The sequence below is a fragment of the uncultured Maribacter sp. genome, assembly GCF_947495965.1.
GTDB lineage: Bacteria > Bacteroidota > Bacteroidia > Flavobacteriales > Flavobacteriaceae > Maribacter_B.
This window is the reverse complement of the sequence record NZ_CANMBB010000002.1, coordinates 269,191-287,456: the sequence shown is the minus strand read 5'-3', so window position 1 is coordinate 287,456 and position 18,266 is coordinate 269,191. Positions and strand designations below refer to the sequence as shown.

At 29.2% G+C, this 18,266-nt stretch carries 17 protein-coding genes; 9 read left to right on the top strand and 8 right to left on the bottom strand.

Annotated elements, in window-relative coordinates:
- Nucleotides 1–33 precede the first annotated feature (33 nt).
- The 5 genes from Q0820_RS05715 to Q0820_RS05695 all read left to right on the top strand — a co-directional run bounded on the left by Q0820_RS05715 (nt 34) and on the right by Q0820_RS05695 (nt 4,657).
- Nucleotides 34–828, top strand: coding sequence for an SDR family NAD(P)-dependent oxidoreductase (locus tag Q0820_RS05715; RefSeq protein ID WP_298485958.1), 795 nt, complete (start codon nt 34–36; stop codon nt 826–828).
- A gap of 382 nt (nt 829–1,210) precedes the next feature.
- Nucleotides 1,211–1,657 (top strand): KTSC domain-containing protein, encoded by a 447-nt coding sequence (locus Q0820_RS05710; protein WP_298485956.1) that lies wholly within the window; start codon nt 1,211–1,213, stop codon nt 1,655–1,657.
- Nucleotides 1,658–1,675: 18 nt separating this feature from the next.
- Nucleotides 1,676–3,013 carry a DEAD/DEAH box helicase gene (locus tag Q0820_RS05705; protein WP_298485953.1) on the top strand — a complete coding sequence of 446 codons (1,338 nt, stop codon included), beginning with the start codon at nt 1,676–1,678 and terminating at the stop codon, nt 3,011–3,013.
- Nucleotides 3,014–3,020: 7 nt separating this feature from the next.
- A complete protein-coding gene (locus tag Q0820_RS05700; RefSeq protein ID WP_298485951.1) occupies nt 3,021–4,337 on the top strand; it encodes a DEAD/DEAH box helicase in 1,317 nt (438 codons plus the stop codon).
- A 128-nt stretch (nt 4,338–4,465) separates the two neighbouring features.
- Nucleotides 4,466–4,657 carry a cold-shock protein gene (locus Q0820_RS05695; protein ID WP_298486700.1) on the top strand — a complete coding sequence of 64 codons (192 nt, stop codon included), beginning with the start codon at nt 4,466–4,468 and terminating at the stop codon, nt 4,655–4,657.
- A 184-nt stretch (nt 4,658–4,841) separates the two neighbouring features.
- Here Q0820_RS05695 and Q0820_RS05690 read toward each other — a convergent pair whose 3' ends face one another.
- Nucleotides 4,842–5,717 carry an NAD(P)H-binding protein gene (locus Q0820_RS05690; protein WP_298485949.1) on the bottom strand — a complete coding sequence of 292 codons (876 nt, stop codon included), beginning with the start codon at nt 5,715–5,717 and terminating at the stop codon, nt 4,842–4,844.
- A gap of 110 nt (nt 5,718–5,827) precedes the next feature.
- Nucleotides 5,828–6,934, bottom strand: a complete 1,107-nt coding sequence (locus Q0820_RS05685) for an AraC family transcriptional regulator (protein ID WP_298485948.1) — start codon at nt 6,932–6,934, stop codon at nt 5,828–5,830.
- 589 nt (nt 6,935–7,523) lie between these two features.
- Here Q0820_RS05685 and Q0820_RS05680 point away from each other — a divergent pair.
- Complete coding sequence (locus Q0820_RS05680) at nt 7,524–8,417, top strand: phospholipase A (RefSeq protein WP_298485947.1); 894 nt, start codon at nt 7,524–7,526, stop codon at nt 8,415–8,417.
- Between the two features lie 53 nt (nt 8,418–8,470).
- On the opposite strand, the gene Q0820_RS05675 is transcribed toward Q0820_RS05680, so the two are convergent.
- From Q0820_RS05675 to Q0820_RS05655, 5 genes are all read right to left on the bottom strand, one after another.
- A complete protein-coding gene (locus Q0820_RS05675; RefSeq protein WP_298485946.1) occupies nt 8,471–9,031 on the bottom strand; it encodes a DUF4494 domain-containing protein in 561 nt (186 codons plus the stop codon).
- A 322-nt stretch (nt 9,032–9,353) separates the two neighbouring features.
- Nucleotides 9,354–10,742, bottom strand: a complete 1,389-nt coding sequence (locus tag Q0820_RS05670; RefSeq protein WP_298485944.1) for a TolC family protein — start codon at nt 10,740–10,742, stop codon at nt 9,354–9,356.
- Nucleotides 10,742–12,100, bottom strand: a complete 1,359-nt coding sequence (locus tag Q0820_RS05665; RefSeq protein WP_298485942.1) for a biotin/lipoyl-binding protein — start codon at nt 12,098–12,100, stop codon at nt 10,742–10,744. Before Q0820_RS05665 ends, Q0820_RS05670 begins: the two co-directional genes overlap by 1 nt.
- Nucleotides 12,100–13,767 (bottom strand): ATP-binding cassette domain-containing protein, encoded by a 1,668-nt coding sequence (locus tag Q0820_RS05660; RefSeq protein WP_298485940.1) that lies wholly within the window; start codon nt 13,765–13,767, stop codon nt 12,100–12,102. Before Q0820_RS05660 ends, Q0820_RS05665 begins: the two co-directional genes overlap by 1 nt.
- Nucleotides 13,760–14,440, bottom strand: coding sequence for a helix-turn-helix domain-containing protein (locus Q0820_RS05655; RefSeq protein ID WP_298485938.1), 681 nt, complete (start codon nt 14,438–14,440; stop codon nt 13,760–13,762). The genes Q0820_RS05660 and Q0820_RS05655 overlap by 8 nt, the downstream gene beginning before the upstream one ends.
- Before the next feature lie 261 nt (nt 14,441–14,701).
- Here Q0820_RS05655 and Q0820_RS05650 point away from each other — a divergent pair, with 261 nt between their 5' ends.
- Together Q0820_RS05650 and Q0820_RS05645 are read left to right on the top strand one after the other, a co-directional pair.
- A complete protein-coding gene (locus tag Q0820_RS05650) occupies nt 14,702–15,346 on the top strand; it encodes a hypothetical protein (RefSeq protein WP_298485936.1) in 645 nt (214 codons plus the stop codon).
- On the top strand, nt 15,346–16,392 hold the full coding sequence (locus Q0820_RS05645; RefSeq protein ID WP_298485934.1) for an alpha/beta hydrolase: 1,047 nt from the start codon (nt 15,346–15,348) through the stop codon (nt 16,390–16,392). The genes Q0820_RS05650 and Q0820_RS05645 overlap by 1 nt, the downstream gene beginning before the upstream one ends.
- Before the next feature lie 14 nt (nt 16,393–16,406).
- Here Q0820_RS05645 and Q0820_RS05640 read toward each other — a convergent pair whose 3' ends face one another.
- Complete coding sequence (locus Q0820_RS05640; protein ID WP_298485932.1) at nt 16,407–17,294, bottom strand: LysR family transcriptional regulator; 888 nt, start codon at nt 17,292–17,294, stop codon at nt 16,407–16,409.
- Nucleotides 17,295–17,459: 165 nt separating this feature from the next.
- Here Q0820_RS05640 and Q0820_RS05635 point away from each other — a divergent pair, with 165 nt between their 5' ends.
- Nucleotides 17,460–18,263: an amino acid racemase gene (locus Q0820_RS05635; RefSeq protein WP_298485930.1), complete on the top strand. Its 804-nt coding sequence runs from the start codon at nt 17,460–17,462 to the stop codon at nt 18,261–18,263.
- Nucleotides 18,264–18,266 lie beyond the last annotated feature (3 nt).

Genomic DNA, 18,266 nt, shown 5'->3' with positions numbered 1-18,266 from the left:
ATTATTTCAATTAAGATATATAAATTAAAAAAAATGAAACACATATTAATTACAGGTAGTACAGACGGAATTGGAAAGCTATTAGCGTTGCGTTTGGCAAAAGAAGGTCATTCCGTAGCAATTCATGGTAGAAGTGAAACTAAATTAGCTTCTACCTTAGAGGAAATAAAGGCAGCATCTAAAAACGAGAATATTATTGGCTTTCTTGGAGATTTTTCAAATTTAAATGAGGTTACACTAATGGCTCAAGAAGTTATTAGTAAAATGCCAAAGATCGATGTCTTAGTGAATAACGCAGGTATTTTTAATAGCAAAGTTACGACAACAACTTCTGGCGTAGATATTCGTTTAGTAGTAAATTATTTAGCCCCCTATCAATTTACAAATGCTATATTATCCTTATTAAAAAAATCGGATTCTCCACGTATAGTAAATCTTAGTTCTGCTGCGCAAGCACCAGTATCCCTTACAGCTTTGCAAGGAAATGATAGTTTGGGAGCTAATGAAGCTTATGCGCAAAGTAAATTAGCGCTAACTATGTGGAGCTTTTTCTTAGCAGAAGAAGAACCAAGCATTTTAGTTGTAGCAGTAAATCCAGGTTCTTTATTAAATACTAAAATGGCAAAAGAAGCATATGGGCAGCATTGGTCACCTGCAGAAAAAGGTGTAGATATATTATATGAGTTAAGTATGACAGATAAGGCAAAAACAGCCTCCTATTTTGATAATGATAAAGGAGGATATGCCAATGCACAACAAGATGCTTACAATATTACAAAGATTGAAGAATTGATTAAAATTACAAGTGTAATGTTATCTAATGAATAAGAGGATTTATACTATTAATATCAATTCATTTAAATTTGTAGAATGAAAATAATATTAGTTTTTATTTTCTCTTCCTAAGTTTAAAAAATCTATAGAGTTAATTATGCTTAAAAAAATGGATACGACGCTTATAAGTATACTTACGAGGGTGTCTTAAATAATTTAAAAGGACTTACAATTTTTTCAAATTTAGAATATGAAAATTATTCTTTAGTACTAGTTAAGGAACATATTTTAGTGCTTTTGACCCTCAATTAAATTAGTTTATTTTCTAAGAAGTGGAAGAATAACGTATAAAAACTAATTACTTTTTTAGTTTAGAATTTTTAAATGTAAATCAATTAAAAAGAGGTAGTTTCGCGGCTTAATTTAGCCTGTTATTATGAAACGCATAAATGAGTATAAAAAATTATTTGGTGTAGAAAAAGAGATAGATCTTAAACTACTAAAAAAAAGTTACCGGAATTTAGTAAAAGAGTGGCATCCTGATAAATTTCAAGACGGAGATATTAAGCAACAAGAAGCTGAAGTACAAAGCCGTAGAATTATTGATGGGTATCATTTTTTAGTTAGTATGGCTCCTGAAACTAAAGAGAAAAATCTAGAAGCATATACCGAAACTATTACAAAAGGAGCAATAGCAGATTATCAGCATAAAGGGTTATTGTTAGAAATTACTTTTACAGATGATACAACCTATGAGTATTTTGGAGTAACAAAAGCTGTTTACATTAAAATGATGAATGCATCTAATCTTAATCGTTTTGCAAGACGTAGTATTTATCCAAAATATACATATAGAAAATCTAAAGGAGCTTTAGTAGGGTAGTTGTAAAAAGTAAAGGTTATGGTAAAACAATTTTCAGATTTAGGAATTAAAGAAGAATTTCAACAGCGTTTAGAAGAATTAAACATTTCTAAACCTACAGAAATACAGAAAAAGATAATTCCACTAATATTAAATGCCAAGAAAGATATTGTTGCTTTGGCAAAAACTGGAACTGGAAAAACTGTAGCATTTGGGGTTCCTTTATTACAATTAGTAGAGGTTGCAAATCCACAAATACAAGTGGTAATCTTAGCACCTACAAGAGAATTGGGACATCAAATTTATACTAACCTTATTTCATATGCATCTAATAATTCTTCTATCTCTATAGCGTCTATCTGTGGAGGAATACCAATAAAACCCCAAATAGAGAGATTAGAAAGCGCTACACATATTGTAGTGGCTACTCCAGGGCGTTTGGTAGATTTAATAAATAGAAAATCTATACATCTAAAAGATGTAAACTATTTAGTTTTAGATGAAGCCGATGAAATGGTACGTAATTTAAAAACCGACCTAGATCCAATTGTACATGAAATTCCTGAAACAAAAAGAACACTTTTGTTTACAGCAACTATGCCAGGTACTATTAAGCAATTAATACAGAATTATTTATCTAAACACGTAACACAAGTAGAGGTAGATATGGACACTGTTGGTCACCAAGGTATAGACCACCAATATATAGTTGTAGAGCCAATAGAAAAATTAGAGGTACTTCTTCATTTTTTAAGTTCTAGAGAAGGACAAAGGGGGATTATTTTTTGCAAAACTAAAGCTGCGGTTAATAAACTTGCAAAAAAGCTAGCCATTAACAAATTTTCTTCGGGATCGCTTCATGGTAGCTTAACCCAGGGGATAAGAGACCGTGTTATGGGGCAATTTAGAGAAGGACATATTAATATTTTGGTTGCTACAGACTTAGCTGCTCGTGGATTAGATGTTAAAGAAATAGCTTATGTTATAAATTATCATTTACCAGATACATATGACGCTTATGTGCATAGAAGCGGACGTACAGCTAGGGCAGGAGCAAAAGGACTTTCTCTTACTATTTTACAACAAGAAGAGGAAATAGAAATTGCAGATTTTGAAAAAGAATTAGGAATTAGTTTTCATAAATCTAAAAAGGCGAACTCCCAAAGTATAGAAGAAAATAATAGTTTATTATGGGCAAAGAAAATATTCAAAACAAAACCTAATAGAGAGATTTCAGAAGATTTTAAAGAGAAAATTAAAACTATTTTTCATCACTTAACAAAAGAAGAACTAGTAGAAAAAATATTAGCCAATCATTTAGAGCAAACAAATAGTATAGTTACAAAGTTAGATACTCCTATAAAGAATAAAAAATAATAGTTTAATGGCAAACCCAATAAAAGCGCAACAAGATATTCTTAATAAATTGCAGATTAAGGCGTTGTACCCAATGCAAGAAGACGCTATTATTACTATAACATCTACTAAGAATACAATACTACTTTCTCCTACAGGAACAGGGAAAACTTTAGCTTTTTTATTACCATTAATTAATGTTTTAGATCCAGATACTACAGAAATACAAGCTTTAATTATTGTGCCTACTAGAGAATTAGCAATACAAATAGAGCAGGTAACTCGTAACATGGGAACTGGTTTTAAAGTAAATGCTGTGTATGGTGGTAGACCCATGTCTAAAGATAAATTAGAAATAAAGCATAAACCAGCTATTTTAATAGGAACACCGGGCAGAATATTAGATCATATAGATAGTGAACGCTTTTCTACAGAAAGTATAAAAACTTTAATTTTAGATGAATTTGATAAGTCTTTGGAAATAGGATTTGAAGATGAAATGAGCTCTATTTTAGAAAAACTTCCAAGTTTAGATAGACGTATACTAACATCTGCTACACAGGGAGTTAAAATTCCAAATTTTGTAAAATTAGAGCAGCCTAAAATTATAAACTACTTAGATAAGAAGAAGAATTCGCAGTTGCAGATTAAAAAGGTTCTTTCACCAATTAAAGATAAATTAGATGCATTATTAAACATACTTCTACATGTAGGGAATAAGCCAGGAATTATTTTTTGTAATTTAAAAGATAGTATTGCCGGTGTTAGTTCTTTTCTAGAAAAAAATAATATTTCTCACACATGTTTTTATGGTGGAATAGAACAAAAAGAAAGAGAAAGAGCGTTAATAAAATTTAGAAATGGTACAAGTCAAATATTACTTGCTACAGATTTAGCGGCGAGGGGAATAGATATACCAGAACTAAAGTTTATTATTCATTATGAACTTCCTCTACATTTAGAAGAATTTACTCATAGAAATGGAAGAACAGCCAGAGTAAATGAGAAAGGTACAGCATATATTTTACAATGGAAAAAACAGAGTTTGCCTGGTTTTATTAGCAATGTAGATGAAGCTAACATTGTTTTTCAAGAAAAAAGAGAAGCTCCTTTTTGGCAAACTTTATTTATTTCTGGAGGACGAAAAGATAAAATATCTAAAGGAGATATAGCTGGGTTATTTTTTAAGCAAGGTAATATTACTAAAGAACAATTAGGAGTAATAGAGTTAAAACAAGACTGTGCTTTTGTTGCCGTACCAGATACTATAGCAGATGCTTTAGTAGAAAAATTAAATAATAGTCGTTTAAAAAAGAAAAAAGTTCGCATAACTGTATTATTATAAGCTGTTTAGGCTATTTATTTTCGAAAATAGTATATATTATGCTGAAAATAAGTTAATTAATATGGTGTGTTAAAAAAATGGCACCATCTTTGCAAATTAATAAGTATTATAAATTTAATTACATTACAATGAGTAAAGGAACAGTAAAATTTTTCAATGACGCAAAAGGATTTGGATTTATCACTGAAGAAGGAGTTGAAAAAGACCACTTTGTACACATTTCTGGATTAGTTGACGAAATTCGTGAAGGCGATCAAGTTGAGTTTGAATTGAAAGAAGGAAACAAAGGTTTAAATGCAGTAAACGTAAAAGTTATCTAAGATATATAAACTCCAAGTTTTAAAAAGCCCATCAACAATGATGGGTTTTTTTTTTGATTTTATACCTGTCTTGTCCTAAAATAAGTTAGCACAAATTCAACTTATTTATGAAGTATTCACAGAACCCAAAGAAGAAGCGCAGTCAACGCGATTACAATTTAGGCTTTAAATTAGCAGTAATATCTCAAGTAGAAAACGGTGATACGACCTTAGCTTGTTCTTTAAAAAATGAGGATAAACGCAAATTCCCATATTTTATTCCTAAAACTTGATTTTCCATATAGTTTAAACAAGGCAAATTGTTTTTTGTATTGAATTTATGTACAACCCAAAGAATTATTTTTTTTAAACAAAAAGGAATATGTATTATTTTGGGGTGTTTACCATAGGCATCAAAAGCAATATTGGCTATTTCTTTTATTGTTAAAATCTCGGGTCCGCCTATACATAAATGGTTATGTTTAATTGTAATAGCATCTATACAAGCTCCTGCTAAATCTTTTATATCAATCGGATTAAACTTTTCATTTCCTTTTCCAAAAAGATATATTCTACCTTTATTAGCCATAATTAAGAAACTATTAAAGTTACAGAAAGTACCGTTGGTACTTATAATGGTGTAGTCAATTTTTGATTCTTTTAATTTTAATAGGAAATAGTTTTTTTCTTCTATAATTCTTTGGTTCTTATGTAGATAGGAATACGGGGCTTCCACATAAATAAACTTTCTTATCCCCGCTTTTTTCATTTCTTGGAGTAACTGAATATTTGCTTGATAGTCTGAACAAATATCAAAAACCCTTCTTTTTTCTCTCACTAAACTTAATGTAGAAATAACTGTGTTAATACCTTCTAGATGTTTCACTAAAAGATTAGATTGGTCCGACATTTTTTCAACGACAATTCCATTGCTCTTAGGAATCTTATGATTTCCAACTAAATTTCTTGTTAAAACTTTGACTGGTACATTTTGTGCGGCTAGTTTCCTAACAATAGCTCCCCCGAGAAAGCACTCAGCACCAGTCAATAATACCTTTTGGTTTTGGTTAATATCCTTCATAGTTTTGATTCTATAATAGAGAGAAGAAATTCCATTATAGAATCAAAATTATGGGGATAAAAAATAAAAAAATAACCCGATAGGACACAAATAGCCCAATAAGACATTTGTTATTTACGGAATTCTGAAGGAAGCTTATTATGGCAGCTTTCAAAGGCCTTAGAAAACTTACTAACGTTTTCATAACCAAGCTTGGCAGAAATATCTTTAATTTTTAAATCTTCTTTTTTAACATATAATAGAGCTAATTCCATTTTATGCTTTTGAAAATATTTAAAAATTGGAGTTCCGAATAATAGTTTAAAGTTCTGTTTTAATCTAGTAGGAGAAATTTTATATTTCTTAGAAAGAAAATCTATACCAGGGAATTTTGCATATAAATTATTCATTAGATAATGTTCAATCTTTTGAATAATTATTCTGTTTTTATGAGTTATTTCATTTGAATTGTAATTCTCCTCTTTCTCTAAAGAATCAAAAAACAAACTAAAATATTCGTAAGACAGTTTTTTAAGTTCAAAAATATCGGGCCTTCCTGCGTCTTTAAAGCTAGAAATTAACCTATTGATTAATGTTTTGAAATCAGTATTGTTATAACTATAATTCAAAAATTGCTTTTTATTGTCTTTTAATAAATTTTTAAAGGCTGTAGATGTTGTAGACGATTTTAATATATTTTTATTAGCCCAATCCTCGCTAAAATATAGTATATACATATTTTCAGTGGAATTTTTAAAATGGCAGTTTATAAAATCCGATGCGGGTTTAGAAAAAGAAATTGAGTTATTTTCAATTTTAAAATTATTAATTTCATAAGTGTTATCATTAAGCTTGTTTTCTATATTATTTATGGAAATAAAATAATAATCTGCAGGTAAAAATGAATCGTAAACAGGTTTATAGGATACATTATTTTTATAATACATATCAGACAAAAAAATCCACAAACCTTCTTCCAACTCCACATAATAAAATTCTCCTTTTACAAATGGGGTATCGGCATGAAGCATTTGTTTTTCTCTATCTCGTTTCATGAACGGCATTTTAGAGCAACTCTCTACTATTAAAGAAGGAGAGTTAGATAAGTATGATAGATTAAAAAAACCGTTACTATATGTAAAGAAGTATTGTTTAGATAAGTTAAACCAATTGTTTATTCTGTCTAGAACCATAATCATATCATAATGAAGTCCAAAAATAGGTATTGTAAGTATCATTTACAATGGAAAAAGTTAGCCTCAAAAAATAGTTTTAATAAAACTATAATGTGCTAGAATCTTTTATTAAAAGAGAACAGTCAATAAATAATTTTTAAAACCAAGTGCTTTACTTTAAAAAATAACAGCATAGAAAAAGAAAGCAATAGCAGTAGACTGTTTGGTTAATAATATATATGTTTTCTTAAGTTTTAGAAATTACAAAATAAGAAATATTAAAATATTTAGGTATTTCCTCTACTTTTCTATGAAAACTTACAACACCATTAAGTTTAGATTATGTAGAAGAAATACATTTAGACAAAGCGATATATTCAGATGAGGAAGAATTATTAGATGCCGTTTTTAAAGGCCAAGAAAATAATTCTAAACAAAACGGAGAAATAAAATTCAACGAATTTGCTGATATTTTAGATAGGCAAATTGTTGAATTGCAAAATCTTAAAGAAGAATACTCTTGGAACATAAACATACCCGAATAGGATAAAAGGAATACATATCCAGAGAAAGCTATATAATGTGGCTTTAACCAGATTTTGAAAAAAACTTTAATTATTTTTGCGTTTTTCCAAATCTGGTTAACGACTTTATGAAAGTATTTTGCTCCCTATTCTTATTATTTTTTGGTATTGTTTGTTCATTTGGGCAAGGCTTAATCCAAGATCCTGGTGGTAAGCTTTCTCAGCGTTGGCAAATACAAGATGATACCACTAAACTTTTTAAGATAGTACCATACAAACCTGTTTATTTTTTAGCAGCAAACTATACATCAAACATAAATAACCAGCCTATTAGCGGAAACCCAACAAATTCTGCAACACAGTCTTATGATTACTTGAATACAGAATTTAAATTTCAATTGAGTTTTAAAGCAAGAGTAGCTAAAAATTTATTGGGTAATAAATTAGGCGGAGACTTATGGGCAGGTTACACGCAATCTTCTAGATGGCAACTATATAGCAATGATATTTCCAGGCCCTTTAGAGAAACTAACTATGAACCAGAAGTAATTTTTGTTGTACCTGTAAAGTATTCTTTTCTTGGATTTAAAAGTGTTTATACAGGTATTGGTATAAACCACCAAAGTAACGGTAAGTCCAATCCTTTATCTAGAAGTTGGAATAGAGTTGTTTTGCAAATAGGGTGGGAGAGCCCCTCTTGGAGTTTTGTTCTTAGTCCCTGGTGGCGTATTCAAGAGAAAAGTACTGAAGATAATAATCCTAATATAGAAGATTATGTAGGACGCGCAGAGCTTTTATCTGCCTACGCTAAAGGAAGACATAATGTAAGTTTATTATTAAGACATTCTTTACGCGGCGGAAATAATAATAAGGGTAGTGCAAAAGTAGATTATGCAGTTCGGGTTTTTGATTTTTTAGAAATGCATGCACAATTATTTTATGGCTATGGAGAAAGCGTTATAGATTATAATCATAAGCAAACTACTTTTGGTATAGGAGTATCTCTTTTACAGTGGAAATAAGAATTAAGTATTGGCTTAGTGGTTAGTTAAGCCAATACTTAATACAATACTAATTATTCTTCCTCACTGGCAAGAACATCAGCCATTTCTAAATCCTCATTTATACTTAAATTAACAGGGACAGAGTTTTTAAGGGCAGTAAATTTTTCTAAACGTTCCGCTTCATTTTCTTCCCCAGAAAAATAAGGGAAAACATCTATAATAGGAGATTCTGAAACGGCAGGAATTGTAAATTCCCCCATAGAATCTTTCATTACACTAAAGGTGTTTTCGTAAGCTTCCTTTACATCATTTCCTTGTATTAACATGTACAAATTTGTTTTGCGTTCTTTGCCACTTTCCTCATCAAATGCTATTAGAGATATACGTGACTTAAACCATCTATCGGAATTTTCAAAAGGGTGTATTTCGGCATAATTTGCCACCTTAATATTCGTAATTTTAATTTCTTCATTGTCCATTAAGTAAACGGACATTTCTTCGGTTATTCTACTTTCCGCTTCAGTATAAGAAATAGCATCTACTAAAAAAGGTTCTGTTTTAACCTTTTGTACACCAGATGCCTCATCAATTTTTCTATATTTTACCTTACATTCATACCAAGTTGCACTCATATATTTTTGTTTTAAAGCAGCCAAATATAGTGTTTCGTTGTAGGCGTATAAAAGCAAAATAAGAAAGATATTCACAATCTTTATGATGCTTTTATATAGCTTTTAGTCTGAGTAAGTTAGGGTGTAAAGTTTATTCGTTTATAATTTTCTAAGGTTAATTGCTCCAAAGCCAGCAATAATTAATGTAATAATAAAGCTTGGCATAAATAATTGAAATGAATTAAAATCACGTTTTATCGTGTAAAATTTAGCATCATAATTTTTCCAATGAATAGAATTTTCGGGCTAAATAAACATTAGATATACAGTACCTTATGATTATTTATAAGTTACCTAGTGTTCGTAAAAGATTTGATTTTGTTTTAAGTAAAAGGTATTCTGTATCTATATTTTTTAGTTGACTTTCAATAAATTTTACCTCTCTATAATTTACAAGAAAAAGCGAGCCTTCTCCTAATATAAACTTTCGTTCTTCGCTTGTAACTAATTTTTTATTATTCACTACAAGTTCCTGCAAAATAGTATGTTGTGTATTATAGGATTCAATTTCATTTTTTAAACTTTCAATTTTATTTTTTAGGGTAACTTCTGTAGCAGTAATAGTATACTCAGTATCTTTTAATTTTAATTTTGCTAATTTTAAATCTGCACGTTCTTTTCTTAAAAAAAGCGGAAAATTTATATGTAATCCGCTTTTATAGTTTGCGGTGTTTAATGAGTTAGTTGTATTATATTCTGTAGTTAAGAAATTATACTCTAAATTAATTGTGGGTAATAAGTTGTTCTTTTTTAGTCGTTTATCTGTAATTAAAATATCTCTTTTTGCGTTAAGCTCTTGTATTTTTGGGTGATTTTTTATAAAATCACTTTGTGTGTTTAAAACAGAACTACTTAGTACAACATCAATAGTAGTGAGTGTATTTATATCTGGCTTTATAGAAGTTTCTAACTCTACAGGTAAATTATTTTCTAGCCATAAGTAATTAGAAAGTTCTAGCTTAGATTTAATATATCCAATTTTAGATTTCTCAAGATCTAGAATTCTATTTTTGTAATTAATATTTGCTTCCAAAGTATCTATTGCTGGCTTGTCTCCAGCTATAAAGCTACTTTTTACATTTTCAAATCTTATTTTGGCATTCGCCAAGTAATCTTCATAGATTAATTTTGCATTATAATTTTTTAGCCAATTAAAGTAGACAGTAATAGCTTCATATAAAATATCATTAACAACCAATTGTTGTTTTGCTTGCGCCAGCTTTTTGTAGAATTTTGCTTGTTTTAATGTTGCCATTCGCTTATTAGTAAGCAAATTTTTGGCTAATGGTATAGAAAATCCAGCACTATATAGACCATTTTCTGGGACATTTAATTCTGGGTTTAAAAATACCCCATCATTATTTTCATAATTTGCTTTTAGTTCAATGCCATACCATGTTGGTATTTTAAAAGTTGTATTTAGCTTATCATAATATTCTGTTTCTTTAAATTTTTTCCTATTATAATCTACTTCTATTTTTGGGTCAAAAGCACCTCTAGCTTTTAATAATTTTGCTTCACTATCCGTAGTAATAAGTTGCGATTGCTTCACAATTGGATGGTATTTTTTTACATAGCCTAAATATTCTTCTAAAGATAAAATTGAGCTTATCTCTTGTGAAAAAACAAAAGATATATTGAGAAATATTAGTAAAGTAAATATGTTTCGCATTATTCCTTATTTTGAATATTTTTAGTGTTATCCTGGTTAGGCTGATAAAAATTGGGAGGGAAGCTGTTTAACTGCCTCCAAAGTTCAAACCAAATAGGTACATCATCTAAAAGGGCAATTGTTTTTGCTCCAGAGCCTACTCGTATGTCTTCGGGCCACATTACCTCGTTCTCATCTGGAGCTAATAATACTCTGTACATACCATTGTTCCTACTATTGTTTTCAATTGCAATTACTTTTGCCCCATAGGTTCCATAAGATAAATTTGGCCACCCACTAAACACTATTGCAGGCCAACCATCAAACTGCACGCGTACCTTTTCATCTAAATGCAATAAAGGCAAATCTATTGGACGAACATACATTTCTACAGCTAACTCATAGTTTGTTGGCATAATATTTACTAAATGCTCTCCTTCTTTAAACGTTTCTCCAACACCAGATTTTATAGTTTTATTTATTAAACCGTCTTGCGGTGCGGTTATAAATAGTAAACTACTACGTTTTTGGTAGTTAGCAAGGTTAGTTTCTAGTTTAGATACTTCTACTTGCGTATCATACCCGCTAGATTGTGCTGTATATAAATTGCTTTGCGCTTTTGCAAGTTTGTCTGCATACATTGCATTTAAAGTAGAAATGGAAAGTTCTGAGATAATTACATCATTATTTGCACTTAAAAATTTATTTTCTTGTGAAATTAATTTTGCATCTGCTTCTTGTAATTTTGCTCTTTTTTCCTCTACGTCTTTAACAGCTTTTAATCCTTCTTGTTGTAGTAAAACAGCTCTGTTAAATTGTGTTTTTGCTATATCTGCTTTTATTCTTGCAGCAACTAAATCTATGCTGTCTGTTTTTACTTTTAATCTTGATTGTATTATTTTATTTTTTGCTTGTTTAAGTTTTAGTACTCTCTCTTGTTTTAAAGCAGAAATTTGATTTTTTAATGCTCCAACTTTACTTTTATATGCCGCAACAGAAGAACTTTTTGCTGTAATTTGGTTATCCGTCCTTTCTGCTAATTTTTCATCAAAATAGTCGCTTTTTACCTCAGAAATCCTAAGAATAGTATCTCCTTTTTTAACAATGTTCCCTTCCTGAACAAACCATTCTTCAATACGGCCAGGTATTTGTGACTGTATAGTTTGCGGGCGTTGGTTAGGTTTTATAGTAGTAACATAACCGTTACTACTTATATTTTGTGTCCATGGTAAGAATAAAACAATTATTAAAGCAATAGAAAATACTAGTAAAAATATTTTAAATCTTTTATGATATTCCTTTGTGAATATTTCTTTGCCAGATTCAAATTTCTTTAAATCTATATATTCAGAAACTTTGTTATTAGATATATTTAACATTACCTATTATTTTTTATAATATTACCTTCTTTGAGCGTAATGTGCTTATTACATTTACCTTTCCAAGTTTCATTGTTACTAACCACAATTAAACTCCAAGCATGTGAATCTTTAGTAATAAAATTAATTATTTTTTCTGCCTCTGTTTTATGAAATTGATCCAGTGGATCTTCTAGAATTAATAATTTTGGTTTTTTAACAATAGCTCTTGCTAAAACTATTTTTTTTGCGGTAGTATATGCTATTTGTTTTCCTTCTGGTTTTAAGATGGTGTTAAGCCCCATTGGCTGTTGTTTTAAAAAGACGGTTAAATCTAAATTATCAAAAGCTTCATAAATTTCTTCATCGGTAATTGTAGTGTCTCCAAAAGTTATATTTTCTCTTATGGTTCCTTCAAAAGGGGTTTCAGAAGAAAGAGACAAACCTAGTATGGCTCTATATTTACTAATAAATAGGCTTTCTATAGATAAATTGTTGATATAAATATATCCTGAAGTAGGAAGTATCACTCCTGCAATTAGTTGAAATAAGCTAGATTTTCCAGAACCACTTTCCCCTTCTATTAATATTCTATCCTCTTGGTTTATAGTAAAAGAAATGTTTTCTAAAATGGGTTGGTTTCTTTCTTTAACGGCATAGCTAACATTTTGAAACTCTATAGTTAAGTCTTTGTTTGTATTAATTATTTCTCCTTTTTGAGATTCTATGGGTTTGTCTACAACTTGTCCTAGTTTTTCTATAGAAGTTAGCACATCATAAAAAGATTCTAACCCTAATATTAATTTTTCAACAGAATTAATAACCAGAAGTATAATTATCTCTGCCGCTACAAATTGCCCTATATTCATACGTTGATCAAGAACTAAAAAACCACCAATTAATAAAAGTCCAGCAGTAACTAATACTTTAAATCCAATCATTTGTATAAACTGTAGTATTAGTATTTTAAAGTGACTTTCTCTGGATTTTAAGTAATGTGAAACCAAATTGTCATTTTTAGACATTGCTAAATTTGTTTTACCAGATAATTTAAAACTAATTACTACTCTAGATATTTCTTGTAGCCAATACGCAACTTGGTATTTTATTTTAGACTCTTTTAAGCTAGTATCTAGTCCTTTTTTAACGGTATATTTAAATACCATATAAATTAAAAGTAAAAGTAGTAACCCAAAAACGATAAAAAAGGGATGATAAAATGAAAGCAGAATTAAGGCAAATATAATTTGTAAAAAGGCCGATGGAACATCAATTAAAATTTTAGATAATCCTTTTTGTATGGTTAGTGTATCAAAAAAACGATTTGCTAATTCTGGCAAATAATAATTACGCAACTCGCTCATTTTAATTTTTGGGAACCTGTAGCTTAATTCTAAAGAAGCTCTTGTAAAAATGCGTTGTTGTATTGTTTCTATAATACGCATTTGCATTAACTTTAGAATCCCAGAAAATGCAACACCAGCAGTTACTAAGACAACTAAAACTATCCAAGAAGTAGATATTTGTGCACCTTGAATTAAGTTTATAATTGCCTGTATTCCTAGTGGTAAAGATAATGCTACAATACCCTCAAATATTGCATAGTAAAATACCTGAAAAATATCTTTTCGTTCTAATTTTAATAGTCCTAAAAAGCGTTGCCAAGGAGATAAAATAGTATTATTCATTTACGGAAATTGTTTTTAGTACTAAATCGGTGAAAAATTCAGAAGGTGTTATTTTAGAATTGCAATTGGTGATAGATTTAAAATGCATTCTGTTATAATGTTGATGTAAGGCTCCTTCAATGACTGTATTTGATAAACTTAAACTATACTTATATTTCCCATTATATGCAGTAATTATATCAGAAAAGCGTTGTGTAACTCGTTTATAAGACATAAAATAACCTTCTTTATTTTCAGTATCTACATCTTTAGTTAAATAAGATTTTGAGTTTTCATTAATTATAATCTGGTTTAATAACACCTCATTTATATGATTAAATTTATTATCCTGCTTTGTAGTCCTAGTAAGTATGCTAATAGCCTTCATTAACTTATCCTTTGTATTTGTTATACTATAGGTTTCTAATACTAACTGGTATTCTATCCATCCCCAATACCAAGAAGTAAGGTACACCAAAAGTTTATGTTTACTATCAAAATACCTATAAATAGAACTTTCGTTGGATCCTATATGTTTTCCAAGTTTTTTAAAATTAAAATTTTCAAAACCACCTTCTTCAATTAGTATAATACTGTGTTCTAGTATTTTTTTACCTAATGAGGACGATTCTGGGTCTTTTAAATATATTTCTTTAGGTATTTCTATTTTAATATTTAATAGTAATTTTTCCATAACTGAATTTAAAATTGCTAAATTAATAGTAATACTATTAATTTAGCAATAAATGTTGTTAAATTAAAGTTAAGAGAATTTAGTATTTACTATTTTTTAGTTTTTGTTTTTCTATTTTGTCATTTATGCAATAGAACAATTTATTATTTAACATAAGTGCTGTGCTTTTATCAATCTTTTAGGTATTAATTATTAAACCTTTAACATGGCTGCATCGTTTATAAAGATATTTTCGTGCCATCCATCAAAAAACAATGGCATATGACATTAAAACTATCTCTGTTACCTTTATTAGTATTACTGTGTATTACTGTAGGTTTTTCCCAAGAACCAAAAGTTGTACGTAGCGTTTCGGACTTATCTAGCAACACTTTTTTTGATCGGACAGAATTTACGGCAGGTTATTCTGGAAATATATTCTGGAATAATGGAATAAATTTAGGAGCCGAATATCTTTTAGAAGAAAAAAAGAAAGTTAAAAATAAGCGAAGAGGACAAAAAACAAATACCCATCAGTTTCTATTTAATGGTAATTTAGGATTCACTACAAATTTCTCCTCTAAGACAGATACCGGTTTCTATACCAATTATGGTATAACATGGCGCAGAACAAATAAAAAAGGAAAACAGTTTAGTGTAGATTTTAACCCTTTGGGCTACTACCGTTCTATATTACCAGAAACCTATGAAGTAAAAGGCGATGATGTTTCTAAGGTTTTCTTGCCAGGCAGAAGTTATTATGCACCATCTATATCCTTAGGAATTGGAAAACAAAGATTAGGTAAAAAATTAACAGGTAGGTATTTCAAAGTAAATTTATTATTAAGAACCCCTTTTAATGCAGGCACCGTACCATCTATTAATCTTCAATACGGATACCGATTTAAATTTAAAAATAAAAAATAATGCAGAAATTTATAAAAGAATACGCTAATAAAATAGGGGCACTAATTGTTCTATGTACCGTTTTTTCTTGTTCTAATGACGAGGATATTTCTCAGTTAAGTGATACTATATTTGTACGGCATAAAAAGGCAGATATGCCAGCTTATATCCATGGTGATGGATCCGAAAAACTATTTCTTATTATTTTACATGGTGGGCCTGGTGGTATAGGATTAAGTTATCGTTCTAATTCTATTAAAGATGCTATTGAAAAAGAATGTGCTGTAGTTTATTTTGACCAACGAGGTTCAGGAATGGCACAAGGTAGTTATTCCGAAAACGGGATAAACATAGATATTATGGCCGAAGATGTTTTAGCGTTAGTAAAAGTTATTAAACATAAATATGGTAATGATTCTAGGTTTTTTTTAATGGGGCATAGTTGGGGAGGTGCTTTAGGACCTGCAACTTTATTGAAAGATCAAACCGATTTTTTAGGGTGGATAGATGTTGATGGCTCGCACAACCCTAAATCCATGTATTTGGAATATATTGCTAATTTTAAAAGGGTAGCGGCAGAACAAATTAATGCTGGTAATGCAACTCAATATTGGGAAAGTCTTATAGAATTAACTAATAATGTTGCTCCAGAATATAATATGAAGGATATGCGTAAACTCAATTCTGAAGCTTTTAAAGCAGAAGAAAAGTTGGCAGACACAAATGTTATTAATAAAAATGTAGAAAGTGATGAAAATACAATACTAAAATACAACATTTTAACTTTGTTCTGGAACATGGCTAATACCCAATCCATCTTAGATGAAGATTTATTTCAAAACATAACATTTAAAGACAGACTTCAAGAAATTACGGTACCTTCTTTAGTTTTATGGGGAAAATATGATATGGTTGTACCAATAAGGTATGCTCAAGATTCTTATAATAACTTGGGAGCTAGTAATAAGAAATTAGTAATTTTTGAAAAATCTGGCCATTCTCCTATGGCAACAGAACCAGATTTATTTGCAGAAGAAGTAATTACATTTATTAGGGAAAATAAGTAGGAGTAATATTAGAATTATTCTAAAAAATACTCTATAAAATTAGATATGAAATTGTGAATGTGTTTTTTATTTAGATTAACTTTTTTAACAACTAAATAGTGATTTCTTTTTATTCCATTTTTACTAATACTTTTAAAAACTATATCTTCTGACATTTTAAAAGGTTTTAATTGCCATTTGGGTGCGCATAAAACTCCCATATTAGATTCAATCATAGACAAAGAAGCTTCAGTGTAGGGAATAGCAGATATTTTATTAGGGGTTACATTATTTGATTTTAAATAATGTTCATATATAGAGACACTATCTAAAGGATAAGAGTGTATAAGCATATGCATATCAGAAAAATGATTAGAATCTAAAAAATCTAAGTCATTTAGTTTATTTTCTTTATGCATAATGGCAAAAATTTCGTCTTCGTAAACCTTAATATTTTCTAATTCGTCAGAAACAGGTTTAAAAGTAACAATTGCTATATCAATTTCATTAGCTAATAATTTTGAAATAGTAAGTTGTCTAGCATATAGGTTTAATTCAATATCAATCTCTGGGTAAAGAATTCCCATTTGTTGTACAAACTGAGGAATAGAATGGACAAAAGATTGGCATTCTGCACTTAATTTTATGGAGCCTTTAGAGCCTTCTTTAATATGTCTTATCGAGTTAAAACTCTCATCAATAGAAGAGAACAATTTGTTTGCTAATTTATAGAGTTCGTTTCCTTCATCGGTAAGATTCCATTTATTTCTACTTCTATAAAAAACTTTAAAACCTAGACGCTCTTCTAAATCTCGCAATTGATGACTTAAAGCAGATTGTGTTAAAAATAAACGTTCTGAAGAATTAGCAATACTACCTTCTTCAACAATAGTTTTAATTAGCCTAAAGTATTTTAATTCCATCAATCAAAGATAGTATATATAAATAATTGTGGTAGTTGATATATTTTCAACGATAAGAGTTAAACTATTCAATCAACTTTCAATTATTAAATTAATAGATATAATAATTTTAAGAAAATTACTAGCATATTATTTATAGCTAGTTTTCTAAAATGGTTAATAAATATGAAAACAATAGGTTTAATAGGAGGTATGGGATGGGAGTCTTCTAAGTTATATTATGAACGTATTAATAAGAAGGTAAATAAAATTTTAGGAGGTTCTCATTCAGCAAAAATTATAATGATTTCTGTAGATTTTGAAGAAATTAAAAAGTTAACTTTTGCAAATGATTGGGAGGCAATTAGCGTAATTGTTGTTAAAAATGCAAAACAATTAGAGAAAGCAGGGGCAGATATGGTAGTATTATGTACTAACCTTATACATATTGTGAGTGATGAGATTATTAGAGCTATTAATATACCTTTTATACATATTGCTAGTGCTAGTGCAGATGCTGTTCATAAAAAAAGGCTTAAAAGAATTCTTTTTTTAGGAACAAAATACATCATGGAAAAAGATTTTTATATAAATACTTTTAAAGAAAAAGGATTAGAAGTAGTTATTCCAAATAAGGAGGATAGGAATACTATACACAATATTATCTATGAAGAATTACTTAAAGGAGTGTTTAGTAATAAATCAAAACAACAAATTTTAAAAATCATTCATAAAAATGAACTAGTAGAAGGAGTTGTACTGGCATGTACAGAATTACCAATGCTTATTAGAAAAAAAGACGTATCTATCCCGTGTTTTGACACAGGTAATATTCATGTTGATAAAGTAGTTAAAACGGCACTAGGTATAGAAAATATGGAGTATATAGATATTAAAAATATACAAAAAGGCATTAGCTTTGAAAAACATAACCTATCCGAAGAAAAAATTGAAAAAGAGTGGAAAAAATTAAAAAATAAGATATTATAAATT

What these genes read in the sequence shown, in the direction of transcription:
- Q0820_RS05715 (WP_298485958.1), top strand. Translation starts at nt 34, where the DNA reads ATGAAACACATATTAATTACAGGTAGTACAGACGGAATTGGAAAGCTA.
- Q0820_RS05710 (WP_298485956.1), top strand. Translation starts at nt 1,211, where the DNA reads ATGAAACGCATAAATGAGTATAAAAAATTATTTGGTGTAGAAAAAGAG.
- Q0820_RS05705 (WP_298485953.1), top strand. Translation starts at nt 1,676, where the DNA reads ATGGTAAAACAATTTTCAGATTTAGGAATTAAAGAAGAATTTCAACAG.
- Q0820_RS05700 (WP_298485951.1), top strand. Translation starts at nt 3,021, where the DNA reads ATGGCAAACCCAATAAAAGCGCAACAAGATATTCTTAATAAATTGCAG.
- Q0820_RS05695 (WP_298486700.1), top strand. Translation starts at nt 4,466, where the DNA reads ATGAGTAAAGGAACAGTAAAATTTTTCAATGACGCAAAAGGATTTGGA.
- Q0820_RS05690 (WP_298485949.1), bottom strand. Translation starts at nt 5,717, where the DNA reads ATGAAGGATATTAACCAAAACCAAAAGGTATTATTGACTGGTGCTGAG.
- Q0820_RS05685 (WP_298485948.1), bottom strand. Translation starts at nt 6,934, where the DNA reads ATGATACTTACAATACCTATTTTTGGACTTCATTATGATATGATTATG.
- Q0820_RS05680 (WP_298485947.1), top strand. Translation starts at nt 7,524, where the DNA reads ATGAAAGTATTTTGCTCCCTATTCTTATTATTTTTTGGTATTGTTTGT.
- Q0820_RS05675 (WP_298485946.1), bottom strand. Translation starts at nt 9,031, where the DNA reads ATGAGTGCAACTTGGTATGAATGTAAGGTAAAATATAGAAAAATTGAT.
- Q0820_RS05670 (WP_298485944.1), bottom strand. Translation starts at nt 10,742, where the DNA reads ATGCGAAACATATTTACTTTACTAATATTTCTCAATATATCTTTTGTT.
- Q0820_RS05665 (WP_298485942.1), bottom strand. Translation starts at nt 12,100, where the DNA reads ATGTTAAATATATCTAATAACAAAGTTTCTGAATATATAGATTTAAAG.
- Q0820_RS05660 (WP_298485940.1), bottom strand. Translation starts at nt 13,767, where the DNA reads ATGAATAATACTATTTTATCTCCTTGGCAACGCTTTTTAGGACTATTA.
- Q0820_RS05655 (WP_298485938.1), bottom strand. Translation starts at nt 14,440, where the DNA reads ATGGAAAAATTACTATTAAATATTAAAATAGAAATACCTAAAGAAATA.
- Q0820_RS05650 (WP_298485936.1), top strand. Translation starts at nt 14,702, where the DNA reads ATGACATTAAAACTATCTCTGTTACCTTTATTAGTATTACTGTGTATT.
- Q0820_RS05645 (WP_298485934.1), top strand. Translation starts at nt 15,346, where the DNA reads ATGCAGAAATTTATAAAAGAATACGCTAATAAAATAGGGGCACTAATT.
- Q0820_RS05640 (WP_298485932.1), bottom strand. Translation starts at nt 17,294, where the DNA reads ATGGAATTAAAATACTTTAGGCTAATTAAAACTATTGTTGAAGAAGGT.
- Q0820_RS05635 (WP_298485930.1), top strand. Translation starts at nt 17,460, where the DNA reads ATGAAAACAATAGGTTTAATAGGAGGTATGGGATGGGAGTCTTCTAAG.